The organism is Pseudomonas syringae group sp. 243L2 (assembly GCF_032587875.1).
Taxonomy (GTDB): Bacteria; Pseudomonadota; Gammaproteobacteria; order Pseudomonadales; family Pseudomonadaceae; genus Aquipseudomonas; species Aquipseudomonas amygdali.
In genome coordinates this window covers 18,442-39,601 of the sequence record NZ_JAWHPL010000013.1, presented here as the reverse complement: position 1 = coordinate 39,601, position 21,160 = coordinate 18,442, and the positions used below count along the sequence as shown (strand labels likewise).

Genomic DNA, 21,160 nt, shown 5'->3' with positions numbered 1-21,160 from the left:
GTGAAACGGGAAAGGTGAGATCAGGCGCCCTTGCTCGTGAACTGCTCATGCAGCTCGACCAGAGCTGGAGAAGGAGGAGTGATGTTGTAGCGTTTTTCCAGCTCGATCAGCCAACCGCTGCGGTGCCATTCCTGAACGATGCTGTCCAGTCGCTTCTGAGTGTCGGCCTCCCCGGAACGAGTCCAGATCACCGACGGGGCCGGGTTGAGTTCCGGAGTGATGGCGCGATAGTCCTTCCATTCGTCATTTCCGGCCAGCAGCGGGTTGACCAGCGTGGCGTCGTGCACGGCAGCCACGCAATTGTTGCCTCGCAGCGCCAACAGCGATTCGGACGAGCTTTTGAACGCCTTGATGTCGGCACCGAACTCGGTCAGCGCCTTGATATAGCTGCTGCCTTGCGAGGTGCAGACTGGCTGGCCCTTGAGGTCTTCCCAGCGGGTTATCTTGCTGTCCTTGAGCACAGCGGCCGTGCCACCGACGCGGTAAAACGGCGTTGGCACCGAGCCCAGCAGCTGGCCGCGCTCGGGCGTCCATTCCATGTTGGCAATCAACAGGTCCACCTTACCCTGCTGCAGAAATTGCACACGGTTGGCGGTCAGTACCGACACCAGTTCAACGTCGACACCCAGACGCTTGCCGATATCTTCGGCCAGTTCCACATTGACGCCCTTGGGCTTGCGGGTTTGCGGGTCGATAGAGCCAAACGGTCCACCCGACAGCAACACGCCGACCACCAGACGATGGCGCTCCTGAATCCTGTCAAGCGTGGCATCGGCCAGCGCCGCGCTGCTCACAGTCAGGCTGGCCAGAACACCCAGCATGGCGGGAAAAAAACCTGAAACGGATGAGCGCTTGTTCGACATGAAATTCCCCGGCTGATGATCGGCGTCCCCCGACCTGATGCCGCGACACTACGGATCGCCATCCGTTAACGGAAATTCAAATATCAAATATGGTTATAACTTTAAGTACGGCAAGCGATTCTGCAGGCTTAAAACTCAATAAACGTTGATAGCTATGGAAGTCAGTCACACAGACTGCACAATAAACATAAAACTACGTAATGTATTAACCCACCGCCCTGATATGAGTTCGACCTTGAAAACGCCCGACTCGACAATGCCGACATCGACCCTCGACCTGGAACTGCTGCGCACCTTCGTTGCGGTGGTCGACTACCACAGCTTCGCCCTGGCAGGTGCACAACTGGCGCGCACCCAATCCTCGGTAACTCAACACATGCAGCGCCTGGAACAGCAGGTCGGCGTCAGCCTGTTTCAGAAACAGGGGCGGCAGAAACACCTGACCGAATCGGGTCGGCAGTTGCTCAGGCATGCCCGGCAAATGCTGTCGCTCAACGACGACGCCCTGAATTCCTTGCGCGACAGCAGCCTTAGCGGCATCTTGCGCATCGGCTCACCACACGACATCGCCGACACCATTTTGCCGCCGCTGCTCAGCCACATCGCTCGCTCAGCTCCGCGCCTGAGGCTGGAAATCGACGTGGGGCGTAGCCCGTTTCTGATGGACGACCTGCATCGTGGCAAGGTCGACATGGTTATTTCCACTCGTGAAGATCCGACCCTGGAGGGCTTCGCACTGCGCACCTCTCCGGTCTGGTGGATCTGCTCGGCGCACTACATCCATGTACCCAGCGAGCCGCTGCCGTTGATTCTGGTCGACGAACCGAGCATTTACCGGCGCTATGCCTTGCAGGCGCTGGAAGCTGCCAACATTCCATGGCGTCAAGCGTATCTGGCGTCCAACCTGATCGGTATCAAGGCTGCAACCCGAGCAGGCCTGGGAGTAACGCCGCGCAGCATGGAAATGCTCGGCCCGGATATGCGCGTGCTGGGTGAGAACGACGGCCTGCCACGGCTACCGGACGTAACCTACCACCTGTGGATCCGGCCCAATACCCTGAACCCGCTGGTGCGCAAGGCCTATGAGTTGATAAGGACAAGCCAGGGCTTATAACTCCGCCGTGCGGTACTTGTGGCGAGGCGCACAGCCCTATACTGTACATGCAAACAGTAAAGGGGTACTTCATGCAGCTTATCGACAAGCTCAGCATTCTGGCGGACGCCGCCAAGTACGATGCGTCGTGCGCCAGCAGTGGAGCACCCAAGCGCAGCTCGCAGGACAAATCAGGGCTGGGTTCCACCAACGGCATGGGCATCTGCCATAGCTATACGCCGGATGGCCGTTGCGTGTCGTTGCTGAAAATCCTGTTGACCAATTTCTGCTTTTACGACTGCCAGTACTGCGTCAACCGCCGCTCCAGCGACGTGCCCCGTGCGCGCTTCACGCCCGAAGAAGTGGTCACCCTGACGCTGGACTTCTATCGTCGCAATTGCGTCAGCGGGCTGTTTTTGAGTTCCGGGATCATTCGCTCTGCGGACTACACCATGGAGCAACTGGTCGAGGTCGCCCGGTTGTTGCGCGAGGTGCACGAGTTTCGCGGTTATATCCACCTCAAGACCATCCCCGACGCCGATCCGGCGCTGATCGAAAAAGCCGGTCGCTATGCCGACCGCCTCAGCGTCAATATCGAGCTGCCGACCGACCTGAGCCTGCAAACCCTTGCACCGGAAAAAGACGTCGCGTCGATCAAACAGGCCATGCAAACCATTTACACCGGCGAGCAAACCGTGCGCAACGAGCCGCGATCGCCGCGCTTTGCCCCGGCCGGGCAAAGTACGCAAATGATCGTCGGTGCCGACGCTACTGACGACAGCACCATCCTGCGCAGCGCGCAATCGCTGTACAGCAACTTCAAACTGCGCCGGGTCTACTATTCAGCGTTCAGCCCGATCCCCAACAGCCCCAACAGTGTGCCACTGGCTGCACCGCCGCTGATGCGCGAGCACCGGCTGTATCAGGCCGACTTCCTTTTGCGCGGCTACGGTTTTACTGCAGGTGAATTGCTCAGCGGCCCCGGTGACCTGGCGCTGGACATTGACCCCAAGCTGGCCTGGGCGCTGGGCAACCGGCAGGTGTTTCCGCTGGACCTGAACAAGGCCGACGCGGCGCTGATTGCCCGGGTGCCAGGCATCGGCATTCGTACCACCCAGCGGCTGGTCGAGCTGCGTAGGCAGCGGCGTATCCGCTACGAAGACCTCACCCGCATGCGCTGCATACTGGCCAAGGCCAAGCCGTTTATCATTACCAGCGATTACCACCCGCCGCATGCGGAAACCACCAGCGAATTTCTGCATCACCAGCTGCGTGACCGGCCGCAGCCTCAGCAAATGGGGCTGTGGGGATGATCTGTCTGGACTGCGACGACCTGTTCGGCACCTGGCGGCAACAGGCACGCTGGCTGCTGAGCCATGAGATCGACCCCAGCCAGGTCAGCTGGAAGTCACCGGACGCCGCCGACCTGTTTGGCAGCGAAGAAGAATACCCGCAGGAACAGGGCCCCTTTCTGGCCCGGGTCCCGCTGGAATTGGTGCAACTGCTGGAAAGCGCCTCGCGCTACCGGGGCGATCAGCGCTGGAGCCTGTTGTACGAAGTGCTGTGGCGCGTCACCCACGGTGATCGCACGGCCATGATGGCCGGCGACAAACTCGGCAGCGAGCTGCACCGTCGTCTCAAGTCGGTCAGACGTGAGGCGCATCATTTGCACGCGTTTCTACGTTTTGTGGCTTTGCCGCCTGTCGCTGATGACGCGGCCATCATGCGCCCGCAGTACGTGGCCTGGCATGAGCCGGCGCACGATATTCTGCTCAGTGCCAGTGAGCATTTCATCGGCCGCATGGGCCAGCACCGCTGGATGATCGCTACCCCTCAGGACGGCGTGTATTACGACGGCAAACAGCTGATCCACGAGCGCCGCTGCCCTGAAGCGTGGCAGACCATGGCCCGGCAGGTCGAAGACCCGCATGGCGAGTTGTGGCTCACCTATTACAGCCACATCTTCAATCCTGCACGCCTGAACCCCAAAGTCATGGAGGGCCACTTCCCTTCGCGCTTCTGGAAGAATCTGCCCGAAGGCCCTTTGATTCCAGCGCTCATCACCCAGGCCCGGACTGGCAAACAACGCGACGGCCAGGCCAGCGATATCGCCGCCAGACGTGGCAAGAAGATTGCGCACAGGGATTGAGTCTTTCACTCGCGGGCTCTTGTTACCCGGCACTCTGTGCTCTTCAGGTGTTGTCTATGACGACAAGCGCCTAAAGCGAAACGCGCCCTTCAATGCAGGTAACCGTCGAGCCGCCCACCCAGATATCCTCACCTACACGCTGAATGGAGAGTCGCCCCTTGCGGCCGAGCACGGTGCCTTGGCTGACGATGTAATTGTCCGGTGCCAGCCCCTCTTCCAGAAACCAGCGAGCGATTCCGGCATTGAGGCTGCCGGTCACCGGGTCTTCCGCCATACCGTCGCCCGGGATAAAGGCACGCACTTCAAATTGCGCCTCATCCCCATCGATTGCCGGGTCCCATGGCGCAACGACGCCGAGTATCAGGCCGCTCAATAGTGTGTAATCCGGCTGCAAGCTCAGAACACTGGCGCGATCTGCCAGCCTGAAGGCGACCCAACCCGGGCCGTTATCCACCCAGCGTGCATCCAGAATCTCACCCGCACCCAGCTTCATACCGAGGCGGATCTGCTCGATCAATTCAGGGTCTACGGTGCCCGAACGCAACAAAGGCGGCGCAGTGAATGCCAGCCCGCTGCCCTCGCGACGAATGCGCACCAGACCGATCCCGCACTCCTGGATAATTTCCTCACCCTGCGCCGCGCCACCGCTTTCGAGCCAGGCGTGACAGCTGCCCAAGGTGGGATGCCCAGCGAAAGGCAGCTCTTCAAGTGTGGTGAAGATACGCACACGATAGTCGGCACGCGGGTCTGTCGGTTTGAGCAGAAACGTGGTTTCACTCAGGTTGGTCCAGCGTGCAAAGGCGGCCATCTGTTCATCACTCAGCCCGTCCGCGCCCAGCACCACCGCCAGCGGATTACCGAGCAAAGGCTGATCGCTGAACACATCCAGTTGTTTGAAATGAAACGAGCGCATCTGAGCTTCCTTGGCAAGGTGTTAAAGAACCAAGGTTGCCACGCACGCCACCGGGTAGACAACGGTCTATTGAACCAACGCTCGCCTTGGCCGCTCACAGCTCGCACTCGCCTGCTAATCTGGCAGACACAGGTCCGGACAACATGAGTCATTCGAGGTTTGAAGATGCTGGACACTACAACCTACAGTCAGCTCGAAACACTTTGCGAGACAATGAACGGCAAGTCCTTTCTGGTCGTCACCGGCGCAGGTATCAGCACCGCGTCCGGCATTCCGGACTACCGCGACAAGGACGGCGTGCGGCGTGGCAAACAGCCGATGATGTATCAAGAGTTTGTCGGCAACCCCGCTGCGCGCCAACGTTACTGGGCACGGGCGATGCTGGGCTGGCCGCGTATTCGCGCGGCGCAGGCCAATGCCGCGCATCGGGCACTGGCTGCATTGCAGGTTGAAAATGCCATCAGCGGACTGATTACCCAGAACGTTGATGCACTGCACAGTCAGGCCGGAAGCCAGGACGTCATCGAGCTGCACGGCAGCCTGCACCGTGTACTGTGCCTGGATTGTCAGCAACGCAGCGAGCGGGCGGATATTCAAGAGCAGATGCTGGAGCAAAACCCCTATCTGCTAGGCGTTGATGCCAAACAGGCACCCGATGGCGACACCCTGCTGGACCCGGCTTTCGAGGCTGGTTTCAAGGTGCCCCGTTGCCCGCATTGCGAGGGCGACAGACTCAAGCCGGACGTTGTGTTCTTTGGTGAGAACGTCGCGCCGCAGACCGCTGCCAAGGCAACGTCGAGTGTCGAACAGGCGGGAGGCTTGCTGGTGGTTGGCACGTCATTGATGGCCTGGTCGGCGTTCCGCCTGTGCAAGGCAATGGTCGAACAGGGCAAACCGGTCATCGCCATCAACCACGGCAAGACCCGCGCGGACGAATTGCTTGAAATGAAGATCGAAGCATCATGCGAGCAGGTACTGCCGTGGATCGCCGAGCAGCTCAGCGCGCGTTAGAACAACCCTAATTGCCCGCCGATCAGCGTGCTGAAATCATCGTCGACAAACGGCAGGATCGCATCCGCCAGTGGTTGTAACTGGCGAGTCACGTAATGGTCGTAGTCAATCGGCGCGTGACGAATCTCCAGAGGCTCCGGCCCGGCAGTGGTCATCACATAGCTGATCCAGCCGCCGCTCTGATATTGACGCGGACGCCCCTGCTGATCGTTGTATTCATCGGCGAGCCGCGCGGCGCGCACGTGTGGCGGCACGTTGCGCTGATAATCATCGAGCTTGCGGCGCAGGCGCTTGCGGTAGATCAACAGGTCATCCAGTTCGCCTGACAAGGTGCGCTGCACGTAGTCACGCACATAATCCTGATACGGCTGGCGCTTGAAGATGCGCAGGTATAGCTCCTGCTGAAACTGCTGAGCCAGCGGCGACCAGTCGGTGCGCACGGTTTCCAGGCCCTTGTAGACCATCTCCTCGGAACCGTCGGCGCGAGTGACCAGTCCGGCGTAGCGTTTCTTGCTGCCCTCCTCCGCGCCGCGCACGGTTGGCATCAGGAAGCGGCGAAAATGCGTTTCGTATTGCAGCTCCAGCGCGCTGTGCAAGCCATATTCATTGTGCAGGTGCTCGCGCCACCACTGGTTGACCTGTTGCACCAGCGTCTTGCCAATGCTTGCCGCTTCTTCCTGCCCGTGAGGACGGCCCAGCCAGACAAACGTCGAGTCGGTATCGCCGTAGATTACGGTATAGCCCTGTGCCTGGATGAGGTCGCGGGTCTTGAGCATGATTTCATGCCCGCGCAAGGTGATCGATGAGGCCAGCCGCGGATCGAAGAACCGGCAGCCACTCGACCCCAGCACGCCGTAGAAGGCATTCATGATGATTTTCAGGGCCTGGGACAACGGCGCATTGTGCTCGCGCTTGGCGGTCTCCCGACCTTGCCACACTCGTTCCACGATCGCTGGCAGGCTATGGCGGGTGCGGGAAAAGCGCGCGCCGCGAAAGCCTGGCACCGACGCGCTGTCCTCGGGATGACGCATGCCTTCGATCAACCCCACCGGGTCGATGAGAAAGGTTCGAATGATCGACGGATAAAGGCTCTTGTAGTCCAGCACCAGCACCGACTCATAGAGCCCCGGCTGGGAATCCATCACAAAACCACCGGGGCTTGCCTCCGGCATTCGTTCGCCCAGATTGGGCGCGACGAAGCCCTGGCGGTGCATCAGCGGAATGTACAGATGGCAGAACGCGGCCACCGAACCGCCGCTGCGGTCAGCGGGCAGGCCCGTTACGGTGGCGCGTTCGAGCAGAAAGGTCAGCAACTGAGTCTTGGCGAAGATGCGCGTCACCAGCTCGCAATCCTTGATGTTGTAACGCGCCAGCGCAGGCTTGTCCTCGGCGAACATGCGGTTGATTTCGTCCATGCGCTGGTAAGGCGTATCAATGGCCTTGCCCTCGCCCAGCAGGGTCTGCGCGACATTCTCGAGACTGAACGACGGAAAGCTCCAGGTCGCGGAACGCAAGGCCTCGATCCCGTCGATGATCAGTCGCCCGCTGACCTCGGCAAAAAAATGATTGTTACGGCTGCCATGCTCCCGCCAGCCCATTGCTTCACCGCCACGCCCGAGCCGCAATGGCACTTGCAGGCGCTGGGCATGTTCATGCAGAACCCGCAGGTCGAACTGCACGACGTTCCAGCCGATGATTGCGTCAGGATCGTGCAACGCCAGCCAGCCATTCAGGCACTCCAGCAACTGCGCGCGGGTATCGCAATAATCGAGCTGAAAATCCAGCCCTTCGTCGCCGCCATTGGGTGGCCCCAGCATGTACACCTGGCGCTGACCACAGCCCTCCAACGCGATCGAATACAGCTCGCCACGTGCCGTGGTTTCGATATCGAGCGACGCCAGCTTCAGGCTGGGACGGTAATCGGGTGCCGGCCTGATTTGCGCGTCGCAAAGCACGCCCTCGGCATTCGGCGTACCGCTGAATTGCACTGGCGCGGTGATGAAGCGCTCCATCAGATAGCGCTCGGGCGGGCGAATGTCTGCCTCGTAAACATCGACATTGCCTCTACGCAGCAGTTTTTCGATGTTCATCAACTGGCGGTGCTGCTGGCAATACACACCGAGCACAGGTCGATGACGAAAATCGCAAAGCTCCAGCGGACGCAATTCCACCCCGCGCTCGGTACGCAACAGCGACCGCGCACGCTCGCCCTGCTCGGCGGGAATGAAGGCGACAGAGGGCTGGCAAGGCAGGCGAATATGGCGAGGCCCCTGATCGGTAGCCAACCAGAAGTCGACCTCGGTCCCGGCGGGCGTATCTTGCCAGTGCCGACTCAGGATGAAGCCTTGCTGTAAATCCAACGCTGCTACCTCGACCGCATGGCGAAACCGTTGATTCTACTTGGCTGTGAGATCAAGCGCGCGGTCGGCAGTCGAATTCAGGCCATTTTCAGGTGCCGTCAATTAATTGCGTCTATGCCCCTCATCCCTATTTATTTGTTGCTCGATTCTGCGCGCTGCACGATTCTGTAGTGCGCCTGAAAATGCACTACAGTCTTACAGGTCCCGATCACGGAGAGCAGCATGAAAACCGTCGCCCAACTACTGAAATTGAAAGACCTGCAAAACCAGCAAGTACATACCATCGGCCCGGACCAGATGGTGCTCGATGCGCTCAGGCTGATGGCGGAAAAGAATATCGGTGCGCTGCCGGTGGTCGAGGGCAACGTGGTGGTCGGCGTCGTCAGTGAGCGCGACTATGCACGCAAGGTGATCCTCAAGGGGCGCTCCTCGGTGGGCACGCCGGTCAGAGAAATCATGAGCAACAAAGTCATTACCGTCGACTCGCAACAGAGCGTCGAAGCGTGCATGGGGATCATGACCGACAGCCATCTGCGCCATCTGCCGGTCGTGGAAGACGGCCAACTGCTGGGCCTGCTGTCGATCGGCGACCTGGTGAAGGAAGCCATTGCCGAACAGGCCAGTCTCATTCAGCAGCTTGAGCAGTACATTCGCGGCGAGTGAGCCGAACGGCACGCCAGGCGCAGCGCGCGATTACCGCACGCTGCGCCGGTCACTCAGTCATCCAGCGTCTTGCCAGGTGCCCCGCCCTTGACTGGCTTGCCCGGTTTTTCGGCCGGTGCAGGCTTGGCCTCTGGTTCTGGTGGCGGCGCGGATGCCTCTTTCTCGCGCATTGGCATCTGGTCGATGGTGGCGAAGATCTCTCTAAGGTCTACCGATTCTGACTTGCCGATAGTCTTGTCGATCTTTTTCTCGCCGTCCTTGCCCACCAGAATGACCTTGGTACCGACACCCGCGCCCAGCTTCAATTCACGAATCAAGGCCATGGTCGACTGGGGGTCCATGCTCTTGCCGTCACGCTCGCCGATAGTGTTCACCACCGTGAACAGCACCATATTGCGCTCTGTGAAGTCTTTATGATTGGCAGACTCCTTCAGCGCGTCCTTGAGGTGGCTCAGCGCCGGATCAGCCGGGCTGGGTGCGATGATGATCAGCGGGCGCGACTTGCCGCGCTCCTGGGCCAAAGGGCCATCGCTGTCAGCGGCAAGTGCTGTACCGGCAGCGACAAGCAGGGTGGCGAGGGTCAGGGACCGGATTAACATGGTGGGCTCCTTTCAAATCCATTGGGTAGCCATCGCGCGCAGACATACGCGATGCTGGACTGTTCTACCGCATATGGGTCATCCCGGTACAGCCCGATGTAGTCCTTTTCCTTAATCCCTTGCTTCAGGCAGAGCGCTCAAGCGATTTGTAAAGGGCGCTGTCGAGGCTCGCCAGCAGGCCTTGAACGATCTGTTCCACCTCCGCAGCGTTCAGTACCAATGGCGGCAGAAGACGGATGACCTTACCGCGCGTGACGTTGATCAACAGGCCGTAGTCCTCGGCCGCGATCCGGGTCAACTCGGGTATGGCCTGCCGCAATTCGATACCGATCATCAGCCCGAGGCCACGAATCTCCAGCACCTGCGGGTGAGCGCCAAGCACGTTGCGCAGCCGCTCCAGCAAGCGGCTGCCTTGCAGGGCAGCGTTCTCCACCAAGGCCTGCTGTTCGATGATGTCGATCACCGTGCAGCCGACCCGACAGGCCAGCGGATTACCACCGAAGGTGCTGCCGTGGCTGCCGGGGGTGAACAATTGCGCCGCCCTGCCCCTTGCCAGACAGGCACCTATCGGCACACCGTTGCCCAAGCCCTTGGCCAGGGTCATGACGTCCGGCACGATGCCCTCGTGCTGAAAGGCAAACCACTTGCCGGTCCGCCCCATGCCGGTCTGGATTTCGTCGAGCATCAACAGCCAGTCACGCCGGGTGCAGCGCTCCCTCAGCGTCTTGAGATACCCGGTTGGCGCGACCTGCGCGCCGCCTTCGCCTTGAATCGGCTCCACCAGTACTGCGGCAATGCGGTGCCCGTGAGTCACGCAGACCTTGTCGAACGCCGCCAGATCGCCAAAGGGTACTTTGACGTAATCCCCTGGCAAGGTGCTGAAGCCCAGGCGCACAGCCGGTCCGTCACTGGCCGACAGTGTGCCCAGCGTGCGGCCGTGAAAGGCGTTTTCCATGACCACCACCAAAGGCCGTTCGATGTACTTGTGCCAGCCGTGCAGGCGCGCCAGCTTCAGCGCAGTCTCGTTGGCCTCGGCACCAGAGTTATTGAAAAACACCCGATCCAGCCCCGACAAACCGGTCAGTTTCTGCGCCAGACGCTGCTGCCAGTCAATGCTGTAAAGATTGGAAGTGTGCAACAGCAACCCCGCCTGATCCCGAATGGCCTCAACCAGCAGCGGATGCGAGTGGCCGACATTGGTCACCGCCACGCCCGCCACAGCATCCAGGTATTGGCGCCCGCTCTGGTCCCACAGACGCGTGCCCAGGCCTCGGGTGAAGCTCAGGGCCAGAGGTTGGTAAGTGCTCATCAGGCAGGCAGTGGTCATGACGTGAAGCTCCTTGGGTATGTTTCGGTTTTTGCAGTATCGTTAACCACTCTTTATGGATAAACAGCCAAATACTTCAATCATTTTAAAGCAGGGCTTGATAATGGATTTGTTTCAGGCGATGCGTGTGTACGTAAAGGTGGTCGAAGCAGGCAGCCTGACGGCGGCAGCGCAGGCGTGTTCGATTTCTACCACGATGGTTGGCAACCACCTGCGCGCACTGGAACAGCGCCTGGGCGTCAGCCTGTTGCAGCGCACCACTCGCCGTCAGCGCTTGACGGAATTCGGCACTGCGTATTACGAGCGTTGCCTTGAAGTGCTGGGGCTGGTGGCCGAGTCCGAGCAATTGGCCGAGCAGGCCCAGGGCGATCCCAGCGGCACGTTGCGCATCACCGCGCCGCTGACGTTCGGTTCGGAAGTGCTGGCCCCGGCCCTTGCCGGGTTCTCGCTACGTTTTCCCGAGGTCAAACTTGATCTGGTGCTGACCAACCAGCGTCTGGACATGATCGACAATGGTTTCGATATCGCCATACGCTTGGGGAACATCCCGCAATCCTCGCCACTGATTGCGCGCCCCATGCAGGACTACACCCTGACCATCTGCGCTGCGCCGAGTTATCTGGCTCGTCATGGAACGCCTGCGCACCCCGAGGACCTTGGTGCGCACAATTGCCTGGCGTTCTCCTACCCGGCAGGAGACGAGTGGCGCACGGCTGGCACCCAATGGCGTATGACCGGCCCCGAAGGTGAAGTGCTGGTGGATGTCGACGGCTCGATGGTTGCCAACACCTCTGCCGGTCTTTATCAGGCGGCATGTGCTGGAATGGGCGTAGTGATGCTACCGGATGCGCTGGTTCAGCGAGACTTGCAGGAAGGCCGGCTGGTTGCGCTGCTGCCGGGCTATCACTTACCCAGACGACCGATGAACCTGCTGTATGTGCAGGATCGTTATCGGCTGCCTAAAGTGAGAAGTTTTGTGGAGTACGCGATGGGGCTCTGGGGGCGGTAAGCACTTACCGCCCAAATGTCATCGAACCGACGCCGGTGCGCGCGTTGCTGCCCGCACCGGAGTTTGCCGGTCAGACCTTGAATCGGCTGACCATGCTCTGCAGATGCACACCCAGGCGCGCCAGCTCGACGCTGGACGCCGCGGTCTCTTCACTGGCGGACGCCGTTTGCTCGGAAATGTCGCGCACGTTCAGAACGCTGCGGTTGATCTCTTCGGCAACCGCACTCTGCTCTTCGGCAGCAGCGGCAATCTGGTGGTTCATCGTCTCGATGGTCGAGATCGCCTGGGTCATGTTATTGATGGAAACCCCAGCATTGCGTGTCAGCTCGACACTGTTTTCAGTCAGAGCCTGGCTATTGTCGAGGATAGTAGCCACTTGCGATGTACGGCTGTGCAGGCCACTGATCAACGCAGCAATTTCTTCCGTCGATGTCTGCGTGCGCTGGGCCAGGCTTCTTACTTCGTCAGCCACCACCGCGAAGCCTCGTCCGGCTTCACCTGCACGCGCCGCTTCAATGGCAGCATTGAGCGCCAACAGATTGGTCTGCTCGGCAACGGCCTTGATCACGTCCAGCACGCCGCCAATCTTGTTGCTTTCGCTCTTGAGCTCGTCCATTGCAGATTTGGAGTGTTTGACTTCAGTCGCGAGCTTCTCGATCTGGGCAACCGCCTTGGAAACCACACCTTCGCCATCGCGGGCTTCCTTCGAAGCATTAACCGCCGCATGGGAAGCCTGCTCTGCGTTGCGTGCGACCTCCTGAACAGTCGCAGACATTTCGTGCATTGCAGTGGCAACCTGATCCGTTTCACTCTTCTGAGTGTTCACCCCGGCACTGGTCTGCTCAGTGACAGCCGACAACTGTTCGGCTGCGCTGGCGATTTGTGTCACGCCATCGCGCAGGCCGCCAATCAGCTCGCGCAGGTTGCTGGTCATGCGCAGCATGCTGCCTTGCAACAAGCCCAGTTCATCCTTGCGCGTGACCGGCTGGTTGTACGTCAAATCGCCATCCGCTACACGCTCGGCCAGCTTCAGTGTGTCAAGCAACGGGCCGACGATAAGACGAGTGATCACCCAGGCCGCCAAGGCGCTCATGATCAACGCTGCAATCAGCCAGACGGACAGAAGAGTCTTGGCCTCGCCCACGTCTTCTATTCTCAGACTGACCTGATTGGCTGACAGCTTGTCGGCAGAATCAAACAGAATGGCGATAGTTTTAGTGATCCCTGCCTGTGCCTGATCGATCTTTTCCTGCGCCGCAGTGAACTGATTCAACGTGTTCTGATAGCTGAGCAGAGCGTCCACAAGGTGCTTGATCGTCGCTGACTGGCTATCGAAGCCTTTCAGACTTTTAACAAAATTAATCACCGTGTTCATCGACGTTTCAGCCGGTGCCCGGTTCTCGGTTTTCAGGGAATAGGTGTAACCACGCAAGTCGAAGCGCATTTTCTGAAACAACGTCATCGCCTGAATAATGTCGTCACGCTGCGAGGCGCTGCCGTCATCTGATCGGGCAATGGCGTTCAGTTTTTGCAAATCGTCAGCGGCTGCGTCAGCGTACTGGCCAAACACTGACCGGGTCGCCTCGCGGGCGGCAGTTGCCTGCATCAGATTGTCGTAGTGGACACGATAATCCTTCATCGCTTCAGCAGAAGCATTTACCAGCGGGGTATTCAGCGGAGAGTCGAAAACTTTCTGCGCATACTTCACATGATTTTCGAGACTATCGATAGCTTTCAGCCAGTTGCTGGCGCGCTCGGCATCGTAGTTGAGCGCATAAGCCAGGCGGGCTATACGGACATCACGGGTCAGCGTGCTCAGCTTGCCGATATCGGCAATCCTCTCGCTTCGTTCGCTCAGCGAACTGATCCCCGTCCAGCCGGTGAGTGCAATCAGCACGGTCAGCACAATGACCAAGGCAAACCCGAGCACAAGCTTGGACCTTACAGAAATATTGTTCAGCATAGTGTTCACCGTAAATTGCCCTTGTCTGGTCATTGTGGGGGTTATAAGCGGCTTGTCCTTGCCATTGATACAACCCACAGTTGTCGGCAGGGCAGCTTCAAACTTTAAAAGTTGACGTCAAAATTCATGCTCGAAAATAAACATCGGCTCGTCGAATAACCCGTATGGCCTTTCACGCCAGTCGGTTAGCATGGGCCGCTGTACCTACACATCGAGTATTTCGGAGAATTGCATGAGTCTGGAGTTGACAGCTTCTCGAGACGGCCTGACCACAGAGGAACGTTCTGCGATTGCCGAAATAGAGGCAACGACCAACATTTTAAGGCTGGTCACCCGACTGACAGGCATGCGCTTTGCAGGTATCGCAAAGTTCACCGACGCGGACTGGATCGCCTGTTCTGTATACGACCCGACTGACCTGGGCATCGACGATGGGGACGTGTTCAAACTGGAAACCACGCTGTGCAGTGAGTTTTGCGTCAACCCCGAAGCGTTGTTCGTACCGCAGATCAGCAAAAACGGCCGCTACGCGAACCGGCCGGTGGTAAAGCGCTACGCCATCGAGAGTTATGCAGGCGTGCCGATCCATCTTCCGAACGGACAGTTGTACGGCGCGCTATGTGCGCTGGACTCGGACGTGACGTTGTTTGACGACCCCGATCTGGCGGAAACACTGACTCTGTTTGCCAGATTGATCGGCTGTATTTTCTTCGCCAACATCAGCGAAACAGACTGATGTAGCTGCCGCTTGATGCGGGTGAAAAACACGTTTCATGCGGACGAAGCGTTGATTTTGCAGGAAAGGATGAAGTCGCTCGACTGAAAAATCTCTTCGCCCTGTGTGAAGTTTCCGAGAAGACTTCAGTTGCTTGCGCGGGCTGTATCGAGGATTTAAGGTGCGCCGTCGCTGCAAAATCAGCGGCCGGATTTAGCGATCCGAATCTCTATTCTCGACATCGCGTTTCATGCTCAACATGAACATCGCGTTATGGCGGCTGTGCGTCGGAGACCTTCGGGTCTGCCGGTGTGCGAAAGATTAGAGACCGGTTCGCTAACCTTCGCACAGCTGCCACCTTCTCGTTTAGCGACGTGATTGGGGCTCTATGTTCGCTATGGAGCGTTTAATCAATGGATCTCCCATTCCCCCTTCTTCCCTGCACCGAAAACCACGAACCCACCCTCTTCCTGCGCCACCGTCGCATGTTGCGTGCTGTTGTCATGCACGCAGAAGCCTGGTTCCCGCTGGAAGACATCGCCCGCCTGATGGGCAAGCGTCTGGACGAGCGCAACACCCGCAAGCTCGACGCCGATCAGCGCCGCACCGCATGGTTGTTGACCCACGGCGAATGGCAAAAATGCCTGCTGATCAGCGAGTCTGCGGTATTCGCCCTGTTGATTCACCATTACATCCCGGAAAACCGCGCCCTGCGACGCTGGCTGACACAAGACGTGCTGCCCGCACTGAGCGCCCGCGCCTTTGATATCAATAACGACGGCCCCACTCACTGCCAAATGCAGTGGCAGGGCACACCCCTGAGTACGCTTCAATGGCGCGGGGATATCTGGGTGAAGTTGCGCGACATGCCGGAAATCGTTCAGGTCCAGGCGACCGGCAAGAAAAATGGCTGGCTGAAACGTCTGAAGTTGCTGGGCAAACGGGCTGCCTGAGCGCTTCAAACAGGCTCTGTACAAAAAGTGGCCGCGCTGGCCGACTTTTCGTACACAGCCTACGGTTTACTCTACGGTCGCGTACATGGGCACGAGCTCAAGCATGGCGCTGCTGAACTGGCTTTCATCAAATTGCGTTCGGTGTCGAGGCGACACAGGTTTGACCGGATGCTCTCCGTCCAATAACGCCTCGGCAGGCAGATCAATCCCGAAATGAGGAAATGGCTCCTGAGCCACCCAGCCTCCGGCCGCCAGAACCAACAGTAGAAATACGCCCGCGATGGGCTCTTTAGGTCTGCACATTCTCGTTTCTCCAATCCGGCAAAACGATTCAGCTCACAATGAGCAACTCGATATAACAGCCACGGCGTCACCCGTTTGTCGCGCCCGGCAGATCACTCGAAAGGCTCTTCGCCCTGCAACTTGGTGCGGTGCATCATTCGCCCGCACGCGGGGTCGTAAGCTTCCGCACGGTGCATGGTGCCGGTGTTGTCCCATATCACCAGGTCACCCGTCTGCCACGCATGGCTGTAACTGAACGCCTCGGCTGTGGCCCATTCGCGAAGGCCGACCAGAATCTGCGCGCTTTGCGCCAGGCTGACGCCAACGACCTGCTGCGCAGTGCATCCCAGAATCAGCGACTTGCGACCGGACCGGTGCCTCCAGACCAGCGGCAACTCCTTCTCGCCGATAGCCTGCATGGCCTTGAGCATCGCAAGGCCAGGCTCGGGATTGTAATAGAGTAACGATGCCCATGGCGCGTGAATTACTCGTAAGCGTTCGTAACGTTGTTTATCAGCGCTCGATAACGCCTCGTAAGCCGCATAGGTATTACAGAAACCGGTATTGCCTCCCCAACTGGCGGGCACCTTGCAAGATAGCAACGACGCCAGAACGGGCACATCGCTGCTCGTACCGTCGATATGCCAGTAGAGCGAGCCCTTGAGAAACTCAGCGCCTGCCGGGTTCTCTTTGACATCAAGGCTGATCTTGGTGATGTTCTGGCCATCACTGGCTTCCGGACAGAAAGTGCCCAGCGTGCGGGTGAGAGCGATCTGCTCTGCATCGGAAAAATCAATCTGCGGAAACACCAGCACACCTCGCTGCTCCAGCAGTTCCCGGATTTCCCCGGCGAATTGACCCGACAGCAGCTCCTGCTTGCTGTTGAAAATACGCGTACCAATACCTGGCTTGATGGGCTCCTGGGACAGCTGAACGAGCGAAGTGGCTAACATGATGCGATCCTCTTCATAAGTGAACACAACGGTACACTTATGGAAAAATCTGCGCAACCTCTTATTGAGCCGACTGGCCCCACACCTCGCCTGCGTCTTACACTGGCCATCCACTGACCGTTCAAGGAATGAATCAACGTGCACGCCCCTGCCCCGCAAATCCTCATTCAGCGCATGGACGAAACCCATATTGAAGGCGTTACTGCGCTCTACAACGAGCCTGCGGTCTGTCGTCAGGTGCTGCAAATGCCGTTTCAGTCCATCGACGTGTGGCGCAAACGCCTAGCAGCCAGCACAGAGCGACATGTGAAACTGGTCGCGCTGAGTGGCGGCGAAGTCATCGGCAGCCTCGGCCTGGAACAATACTCGCGCAGCCGACAAAGCCATGTCGGCGCTATAGGCATGGGCGTAGCGTCCGCCTGGCAGGGCAAGGGCATCGGCTCGAAACTGCTGGCGGCGGCGCTGGACATCGCAGACAACTGGATGAACCTGCACCGGGTAGAACTGACCGTGTTTGCCGACAATGAGGCTGCACAAGGCCTTTATCGCAAGTACGGTTTTGAACAGGAAGGACGCCTGCGCAACTACGCCGTGCGCGATGGCGTATTCGTCGATGCCTTGAGCATGGCCCGGCTGAGGTGAGCGGTGCCCCTGAAGCTACCGCTTGAGCGATAGCCGAAAGCATGCAAGGATCAGCCATGAATCAATTTCCTCACAGTAACCGACATCACCCTCACGGCCCCACCTCAGGCGCCGCGGTTGCTTATGCTCATCGATTGGCCAGACATAGATCCACGTTCTGACCCATCAGTGAAACAAACCTAGGCGCCCACGGCGCCTTTTTTATTGCCTATTACTTTTAAAACAACCACCTGAAAACAACGGAGATCACCACCATGACCATGCTACGCGGAACCCGCATCGTGACCGGAACAGAAGCCACAACCCTGCGTGAGACAGAAAGCCGCTTCCGGAGCTATCTTCATCGAAGCGGGTGCTGAAGAAGCGATAGTCCCCGCGTTATGGGGTCAGGACACTTTTATCGAAAAAGCCGGCGGCAGCGAGATCATCAGCCAGATGTGGGCATTCAACGACAAGGCCGGACGCGCCTGTTGCCTGATCCCGGAAGCAACGGCCCTGTTCCAGGAGCGCAGTGAGGCCCTGCTCAACGGGCGACGCGAAGCAGTGTTTTTCTATGTCGCACGTTGTTATCGCTACGAGCGACCGCAGGCCGGACGCTACCGTGAGTTCACCCAGCTGGGGCTGGAAATTCTTGGCCCGTCACCGCAGCAAGCCTTGCAACGCAGCCAAGCCATCTGCACAGGCTTTCTGGACTCGCTGGGGCTGGACTATGAACTCAATACTGCCGTCAAACGCGGCCTGAGTTACTACCTGAACGGCAACGGCTTCGAGGTACGCTGCTCTCGCCTGGGCGCCCAGCAACAGGTGGTCGGCGGCGGAGCCTACAGGGAAGGTGCCGGGTTTGGCATCGGGCTGGAGCGGCTGGTGTTGGCGCTTGAGCGTAATTAATCCCGCTTGGCCAGGAGCGCCTTTGCAAGGAGGCGCTTCTCTACTCTGCTACACGTATTTAGCGAACTTCAAACCAACGAGGATGAAGTTTCGGAAAATGTTCTTTCAGCCAGGCGACGAATGCCTGCACCTGCGGCGCAAGGTGTGTACGGCTCGGGTACAGCACAGAAACCGGGCGCGGCAACGGGCGAAACGCTTCAAGCACTTCGACCAACTCTCCGCTGGCCAGAAACGACTCAACGGTAATTCCCGGAGCCTGAAGAATACCGAACCCTGCAAGGCCGCACTGCACATAGGCGTTGGACTCGTTGACAGTAATGCCACCACGCGGCAGAACAGGAAAGTCGTCGCCATTCAACGAGAAATGCCAGGGTAACGGTCGATTACTCTGACCAGACAGAAAGCTGACCCCGCAATGATCTGCCAGCTCTTCCAGCGTTTCCGGCGTGCCGAAGGCTTGCAGGTAGGACGGCGCGGCGCAGGTGACCATCGTGGCCCTGCCTATTTCCCTGACCACCAGACTTGAATCGGGTAACTCCCCGATGCGCAGCGCGCAATCGATGCCCTCTGCGACCAGGTCCACGGTGCGGTCCGTTACTCCCAGGGCCAGCTCGATGTCGGGAAATGCCTGGGTAAACCCTTTCAGGCTCTCCATGAAACTACGCTGGCTGAACGCTGCCGGGATATCAATCCGAAGACGCCCCCGCAGGGTCGAGCCGTTTCGGTCGAACATGGAAGTAGTTTCGGCAAGATCGGCCAGATTGTTCTTCACGCGCTCGTAAAAACGCTGACCTTCCGCAGTGAGTTTTACACTGCGGGTCGTACGTTGAAACAGCCGGACATCCAGCGACGCTTCAAGATCCTGAATGATCCGGGTCACATGGGGACGCCCTATCTGCGTGGCCTCCGCCACTTTAGTAAAACTGCCCAGCTCGGCAAGTTTCGCGAACACCTGCATTGACTGTAAAAGGTCCACCGCCGAATTCCCCCGAACAAATACCGAGCTATTGTTGCCTGGCAGGATAACAATCCTGTCGATTTGCGCCCATTTATCTGCACTAGCGTTTTACCAACAATGACTTCAGCGCCCACAAGGCAACCGCCTCTGTGAGCCCAAACATGATTGCTGGAGACATTGAATGAAAGCGTGGCTATTAAAAGATTTCGGGCTCGACAATCTGGTGCTCGGAGAAGCTGAAACGCCGGTTCCCAAAGCAGGTGAACTGCTGGTGAAAGTCGGTGCGGTATCCCTCAACTTTCGTGACAAGGCCATCGTCGACGGCATCTACGAGCCGCATCGCGTGCCCAAGCCATTGATTCCGGTCAGCGATGCAGCCGGTACTGTCGTGGCGGTAGGCGAAGGCGTCAGTCGCTTTGCAGTAGGCGATCGCGTGAATTCGCACCTCTACTCGCGCTGGATCGACGGCCCGCCAGGCCCGGACGAACCGGATTATTGCTTCGGTTCGCCGTTGCCGGGTGGACTTGCTGAATACATGATCATCCATGAAGACAGTGCCGTACGTGCACCGAATGCCATGTCGGATGAAGAAGCCGCCACATTGCCGATTGCCGCACTCACGGCCTGGTACGCACTGGTCGATTTCGGTCAGATCGAAGCTGGGCAAACCGTCCTTGTACAGGGCTCAGGCGGCGTATCGATCTTCGCTGTACAGATCGCGACAGCCTTAGGTGCCAAGGTCATCGCGACTTCCAGCAAGGACGAAAATCTGCAAGCGGTGAAGAAGCTGGGCGCTGTCGCCGGAGTGAACTATCGAACCCATCCCGAGTGGGCAGAAGAAATAGTGAAGCTCACCGACGGCAAGGGTGTGGACCTGTTACTGGACGTAGCCGGTGGCGACGGCATCAATCAGTCGGTTGCGGCCACCAAAGCGGGCGGGCGCATCGCGCAGATCGGTTTTCTGACCGGCCAGACTTCGGCGCTGAACCTGATGCCGATGATCTTCCGCCAGACCACCTTTCGCGGTATCGCCGTGGCACCTCGCTCGTCGTTTGACCGGATGAACGCCTTTCTCAACGAGCACAAGATTCGTCCGGTAATCGATCACGCTTACCCGTTTGAGCAAGCTCGCGAGGCATACGAGCATTTGGCCAGAGGCGCGTTTGGTAAGGTGGTAATCAAGGTTGGTCAGGCCTGACACGGTCTTGAGGTTGCGACGCGCGGATACTTCCTGAGCGTCGCACGCCACAGTCCCCCATCAACCATTCGAACTCAAAGGGTTACACTGCCTCCCTACCCTGCTCCTGACCCGAGGCCCCTGATGAAAGTTGGCTTGATTTCCGACACCCACGGACTGCTTCGTCCTGAAGCCATTACGGCGCTTGAGGGCTGCGAAGCCATCATCCATGCCGGTGACATCGGCAGCCAGGACATCGTCGACCAACTTAGCGCCATCGCCCCGCTGCACATCGTGCGCGGCAACAACGACCGGGACGCCGAGTGGGCAAAAAACATCGCCGATCACCTGCGCTTCGACATCGAAGGCTGGCAAACCCTACTGGTTCACGACATCGCCGATGTTCCGGCACTACTGGATGACAGCGTGAAACTGGTCGTTACCGGCCATTCACATAAACCCCTTATCGATTGGCGCGGCGACACGCTGTATCTGAACCCGGGCAGCGCCGGGCGGCGGCGTTTCAAGTTGCCGGTGACGCTGGCGCTGCTTGAGGTGGGCGCGGATTCGATGGAGCCGACGCTGGTGCAGTTGGTTGACTGACAATTTAGATAGGCATCGAGTGTGAGAACCCATCTGAAT

20 protein-coding genes and 2 pseudogenes are annotated in these 21,160 nt (G+C 58.8%); 12 read left to right on the top strand and 10 right to left on the bottom strand.

From position 1 onward, the window contains the following. Nucleotides 1-20 precede the first annotated feature (20 nt). Complete coding sequence (locus RYB66_RS05960) at nt 21-863, bottom strand: transporter substrate-binding domain-containing protein (RefSeq protein ID WP_029240997.1); 843 nt, start codon at nt 861-863, stop codon at nt 21-23. A gap of 256 nt (nt 864-1,119) precedes the next feature. On the opposite strand from RYB66_RS05960, the gene RYB66_RS05955 reads away from it, so the two are divergent. The 3 genes from RYB66_RS05955 (at nt 1,120) to RYB66_RS05945 (ending at nt 4,105) form a co-directional block, all read left to right on the top strand. Further along, a complete protein-coding gene (locus RYB66_RS05955; RefSeq protein WP_005777714.1) occupies nt 1,120-1,977 on the top strand; it encodes a LysR substrate-binding domain-containing protein in 858 nt (285 codons plus the stop codon). Between the two features lie 71 nt (nt 1,978-2,048). Continuing rightward, on the top strand, nt 2,049-3,269 hold the full coding sequence (locus RYB66_RS05950) for a putative DNA modification/repair radical SAM protein (protein ID WP_316886973.1): 1,221 nt from the start codon (nt 2,049-2,051) through the stop codon (nt 3,267-3,269). Beyond that, nucleotides 3,266-4,105, top strand: a complete 840-nt coding sequence (locus RYB66_RS05945) for a TIGR03915 family putative DNA repair protein (RefSeq protein ID WP_016981963.1) — start codon at nt 3,266-3,268, stop codon at nt 4,103-4,105. Before RYB66_RS05950 ends, RYB66_RS05945 begins: the two co-directional genes overlap by 4 nt. 70 nt (nt 4,106-4,175) lie before the next feature. Here RYB66_RS05945 and RYB66_RS05940 read toward each other — a convergent pair whose 3' ends face one another. Next, complete coding sequence (locus tag RYB66_RS05940; RefSeq protein WP_316886971.1) at nt 4,176-5,018, bottom strand: PhzF family phenazine biosynthesis protein; 843 nt, start codon at nt 5,016-5,018, stop codon at nt 4,176-4,178. A gap of 165 nt (nt 5,019-5,183) precedes the next feature. On the opposite strand from RYB66_RS05940, the gene RYB66_RS05935 reads away from it, so the two are divergent. Further along, nucleotides 5,184-6,029 (top strand): NAD-dependent protein deacetylase, encoded by an 846-nt coding sequence (locus RYB66_RS05935; protein ID WP_005744139.1) that lies wholly within the window; start codon nt 5,184-5,186, stop codon nt 6,027-6,029. Here RYB66_RS05935 and RYB66_RS05930 read toward each other — a convergent pair. Further along, the gene (locus tag RYB66_RS05930; protein ID WP_016981960.1) at nt 6,026-8,389 is read right to left on the bottom strand and encodes a DNA polymerase II; all 2,364 of its coding nucleotides are present in this window, start codon (nt 8,387-8,389) and stop codon (nt 6,026-6,028) included. The genes RYB66_RS05935 and RYB66_RS05930 overlap by 4 nt on opposite strands. Nucleotides 8,390-8,611: 222 nt before the next feature. Between RYB66_RS05930 and RYB66_RS05925 the strand changes: the two genes are divergently transcribed. After that, nucleotides 8,612-9,052, top strand: coding sequence for a CBS domain-containing protein (locus RYB66_RS05925; RefSeq protein WP_002553546.1), 441 nt, complete (start codon nt 8,612-8,614; stop codon nt 9,050-9,052). Nucleotides 9,053-9,105: 53 nt separating this feature from the next. On the opposite strand, the gene RYB66_RS05920 is transcribed toward RYB66_RS05925, so the two are convergent. Both RYB66_RS05920 and RYB66_RS05915 read right to left on the bottom strand, forming a co-directional pair. Further along, on the bottom strand, nt 9,106-9,651 hold the full coding sequence (locus RYB66_RS05920) for a DUF4174 domain-containing protein (protein ID WP_016981959.1): 546 nt from the start codon (nt 9,649-9,651) through the stop codon (nt 9,106-9,108). A gap of 124 nt (nt 9,652-9,775) precedes the next feature. Continuing rightward, a complete protein-coding gene (locus tag RYB66_RS05915; protein WP_057404034.1) occupies nt 9,776-10,978 on the bottom strand; it encodes an aspartate aminotransferase family protein in 1,203 nt (400 codons plus the stop codon). A gap of 103 nt (nt 10,979-11,081) precedes the next feature. Between RYB66_RS05915 and RYB66_RS05910 the strand changes: the two genes are divergently transcribed. Beyond that, on the top strand, nt 11,082-11,987 hold the full coding sequence (locus RYB66_RS05910; protein WP_005744145.1) for a LysR substrate-binding domain-containing protein: 906 nt from the start codon (nt 11,082-11,084) through the stop codon (nt 11,985-11,987). Between the two features lie 70 nt (nt 11,988-12,057). Here the strand turns inward: RYB66_RS05910 and RYB66_RS26540 are convergent. Next, nucleotides 12,058-12,657 (bottom strand): annotated as a pseudogene (locus RYB66_RS26540) (methyl-accepting chemotaxis protein); the annotation flags it as partial. 255 nt (nt 12,658-12,912) lie between these two features. Beyond that, nucleotides 12,913-13,950 (bottom strand): annotated as a pseudogene (locus RYB66_RS26535) (methyl-accepting chemotaxis protein); the annotation flags it as partial. Between the two features lie 232 nt (nt 13,951-14,182). Here RYB66_RS26535 and RYB66_RS05900 point away from each other — a divergent pair. Together RYB66_RS05900 and RYB66_RS05895 are read left to right on the top strand one after the other, a co-directional pair. Further along, nucleotides 14,183-14,686: a GAF domain-containing protein gene (locus RYB66_RS05900; RefSeq protein WP_005744147.1), complete on the top strand. Its 504-nt coding sequence runs from the start codon at nt 14,183-14,185 to the stop codon at nt 14,684-14,686. Between the two features lie 392 nt (nt 14,687-15,078). Continuing rightward, a complete protein-coding gene (locus tag RYB66_RS05895; RefSeq protein WP_005777730.1) occupies nt 15,079-15,618 on the top strand; it encodes a Bro-N domain-containing protein in 540 nt (179 codons plus the stop codon). 66 nt (nt 15,619-15,684) lie between these two features. Here RYB66_RS05895 and RYB66_RS05890 read toward each other — a convergent pair whose 3' ends face one another. Both RYB66_RS05890 and RYB66_RS05885 read right to left on the bottom strand, forming a co-directional pair. Continuing rightward, entirely contained in the window at nt 15,685-15,921 is a 237-nt protein-coding gene (locus RYB66_RS05890) for a hypothetical protein (protein WP_005777732.1), read from the bottom strand. A 92-nt stretch (nt 15,922-16,013) separates the two neighbouring features. Continuing rightward, nucleotides 16,014-16,853: a TauD/TfdA dioxygenase family protein gene (locus tag RYB66_RS05885; RefSeq protein ID WP_005777734.1), complete on the bottom strand. Its 840-nt coding sequence runs from the start codon at nt 16,851-16,853 to the stop codon at nt 16,014-16,016. Between the two features lie 138 nt (nt 16,854-16,991). On the opposite strand from RYB66_RS05885, the gene RYB66_RS05880 reads away from it, so the two are divergent. Both RYB66_RS05880 and RYB66_RS05875 read left to right on the top strand, forming a co-directional pair. Continuing rightward, nucleotides 16,992-17,495 carry a GNAT family N-acetyltransferase gene (locus tag RYB66_RS05880; protein WP_005777735.1) on the top strand — a complete coding sequence of 168 codons (504 nt, stop codon included), beginning with the start codon at nt 16,992-16,994 and terminating at the stop codon, nt 17,493-17,495. A 309-nt stretch (nt 17,496-17,804) separates the two neighbouring features. After that, nucleotides 17,805-18,383, top strand: coding sequence for an ATP phosphoribosyltransferase regulatory subunit (locus RYB66_RS05875; protein WP_005777737.1), 579 nt, complete (start codon nt 17,805-17,807; stop codon nt 18,381-18,383). Between the two features lie 58 nt (nt 18,384-18,441). Here RYB66_RS05875 and RYB66_RS05870 read toward each other — a convergent pair whose 3' ends face one another. Then, entirely contained in the window at nt 18,442-19,341 is a 900-nt protein-coding gene (locus RYB66_RS05870) for a LysR family transcriptional regulator (RefSeq protein WP_005744155.1), read from the bottom strand. Nucleotides 19,342-19,522: 181 nt separating this feature from the next. Here RYB66_RS05870 and RYB66_RS05865 point away from each other — a divergent pair, with 181 nt between their 5' ends. Next, a complete protein-coding gene (locus RYB66_RS05865) occupies nt 19,523-20,539 on the top strand; it encodes a zinc-dependent alcohol dehydrogenase family protein (RefSeq protein ID WP_010202983.1) in 1,017 nt (338 codons plus the stop codon). A gap of 123 nt (nt 20,540-20,662) precedes the next feature. Then, nucleotides 20,663-21,121 carry a metallophosphoesterase family protein gene (locus RYB66_RS05860; protein WP_016981956.1) on the top strand — a complete coding sequence of 153 codons (459 nt, stop codon included), beginning with the start codon at nt 20,663-20,665 and terminating at the stop codon, nt 21,119-21,121. The last annotated feature ends 39 nt before the right edge of the window (nt 21,122-21,160 follow it).

Bases quoted from the DNA above. Each gene is read 5' to 3' on its own strand.
- RYB66_RS05960 (WP_029240997.1), bottom strand. From the start codon at position 863: ATGTCGAACAAGCGCTCATCCGTTTCAGGTTTTTTTCCCGCCATGCTG.
- RYB66_RS05955 (WP_005777714.1), top strand. From the start codon at position 1,120: ATGCCGACATCGACCCTCGACCTGGAACTGCTGCGCACCTTCGTTGCG.
- RYB66_RS05950 (WP_316886973.1), top strand. From the start codon at position 2,049: ATGCAGCTTATCGACAAGCTCAGCATTCTGGCGGACGCCGCCAAGTAC.
- RYB66_RS05945 (WP_016981963.1), top strand. From the start codon at position 3,266: ATGATCTGTCTGGACTGCGACGACCTGTTCGGCACCTGGCGGCAACAG.
- RYB66_RS05940 (WP_316886971.1), bottom strand. From the start codon at position 5,018: ATGCGCTCGTTTCATTTCAAACAACTGGATGTGTTCAGCGATCAGCCT.
- RYB66_RS05935 (WP_005744139.1), top strand. From the start codon at position 5,184: ATGCTGGACACTACAACCTACAGTCAGCTCGAAACACTTTGCGAGACA.
- RYB66_RS05925 (WP_002553546.1), top strand. From the start codon at position 8,612: ATGAAAACCGTCGCCCAACTACTGAAATTGAAAGACCTGCAAAACCAG.
- RYB66_RS05920 (WP_016981959.1), bottom strand. From the start codon at position 9,651: ATGTTAATCCGGTCCCTGACCCTCGCCACCCTGCTTGTCGCTGCCGGT.
- RYB66_RS05915 (WP_057404034.1), bottom strand. From the start codon at position 10,978: ATGACCACTGCCTGCCTGATGAGCACTTACCAACCTCTGGCCCTGAGC.
- RYB66_RS05910 (WP_005744145.1), top strand. From the start codon at position 11,082: ATGGATTTGTTTCAGGCGATGCGTGTGTACGTAAAGGTGGTCGAAGCA.
- RYB66_RS05900 (WP_005744147.1), top strand. From the start codon at position 14,183: ATGAGTCTGGAGTTGACAGCTTCTCGAGACGGCCTGACCACAGAGGAA.
- RYB66_RS05895 (WP_005777730.1), top strand. From the start codon at position 15,079: ATGGATCTCCCATTCCCCCTTCTTCCCTGCACCGAAAACCACGAACCC.
- RYB66_RS05890 (WP_005777732.1), bottom strand. From the start codon at position 15,921: ATGTGCAGACCTAAAGAGCCCATCGCGGGCGTATTTCTACTGTTGGTT.
- RYB66_RS05885 (WP_005777734.1), bottom strand. From the start codon at position 16,853: ATGTTAGCCACTTCGCTCGTTCAGCTGTCCCAGGAGCCCATCAAGCCA.
- RYB66_RS05870 (WP_005744155.1), bottom strand. From the start codon at position 19,341: ATGCAGGTGTTCGCGAAACTTGCCGAGCTGGGCAGTTTTACTAAAGTG.
- RYB66_RS05865 (WP_010202983.1), top strand. From the start codon at position 19,523: ATGAAAGCGTGGCTATTAAAAGATTTCGGGCTCGACAATCTGGTGCTC.
- RYB66_RS05860 (WP_016981956.1), top strand. From the start codon at position 20,663: ATGAAAGTTGGCTTGATTTCCGACACCCACGGACTGCTTCGTCCTGAA.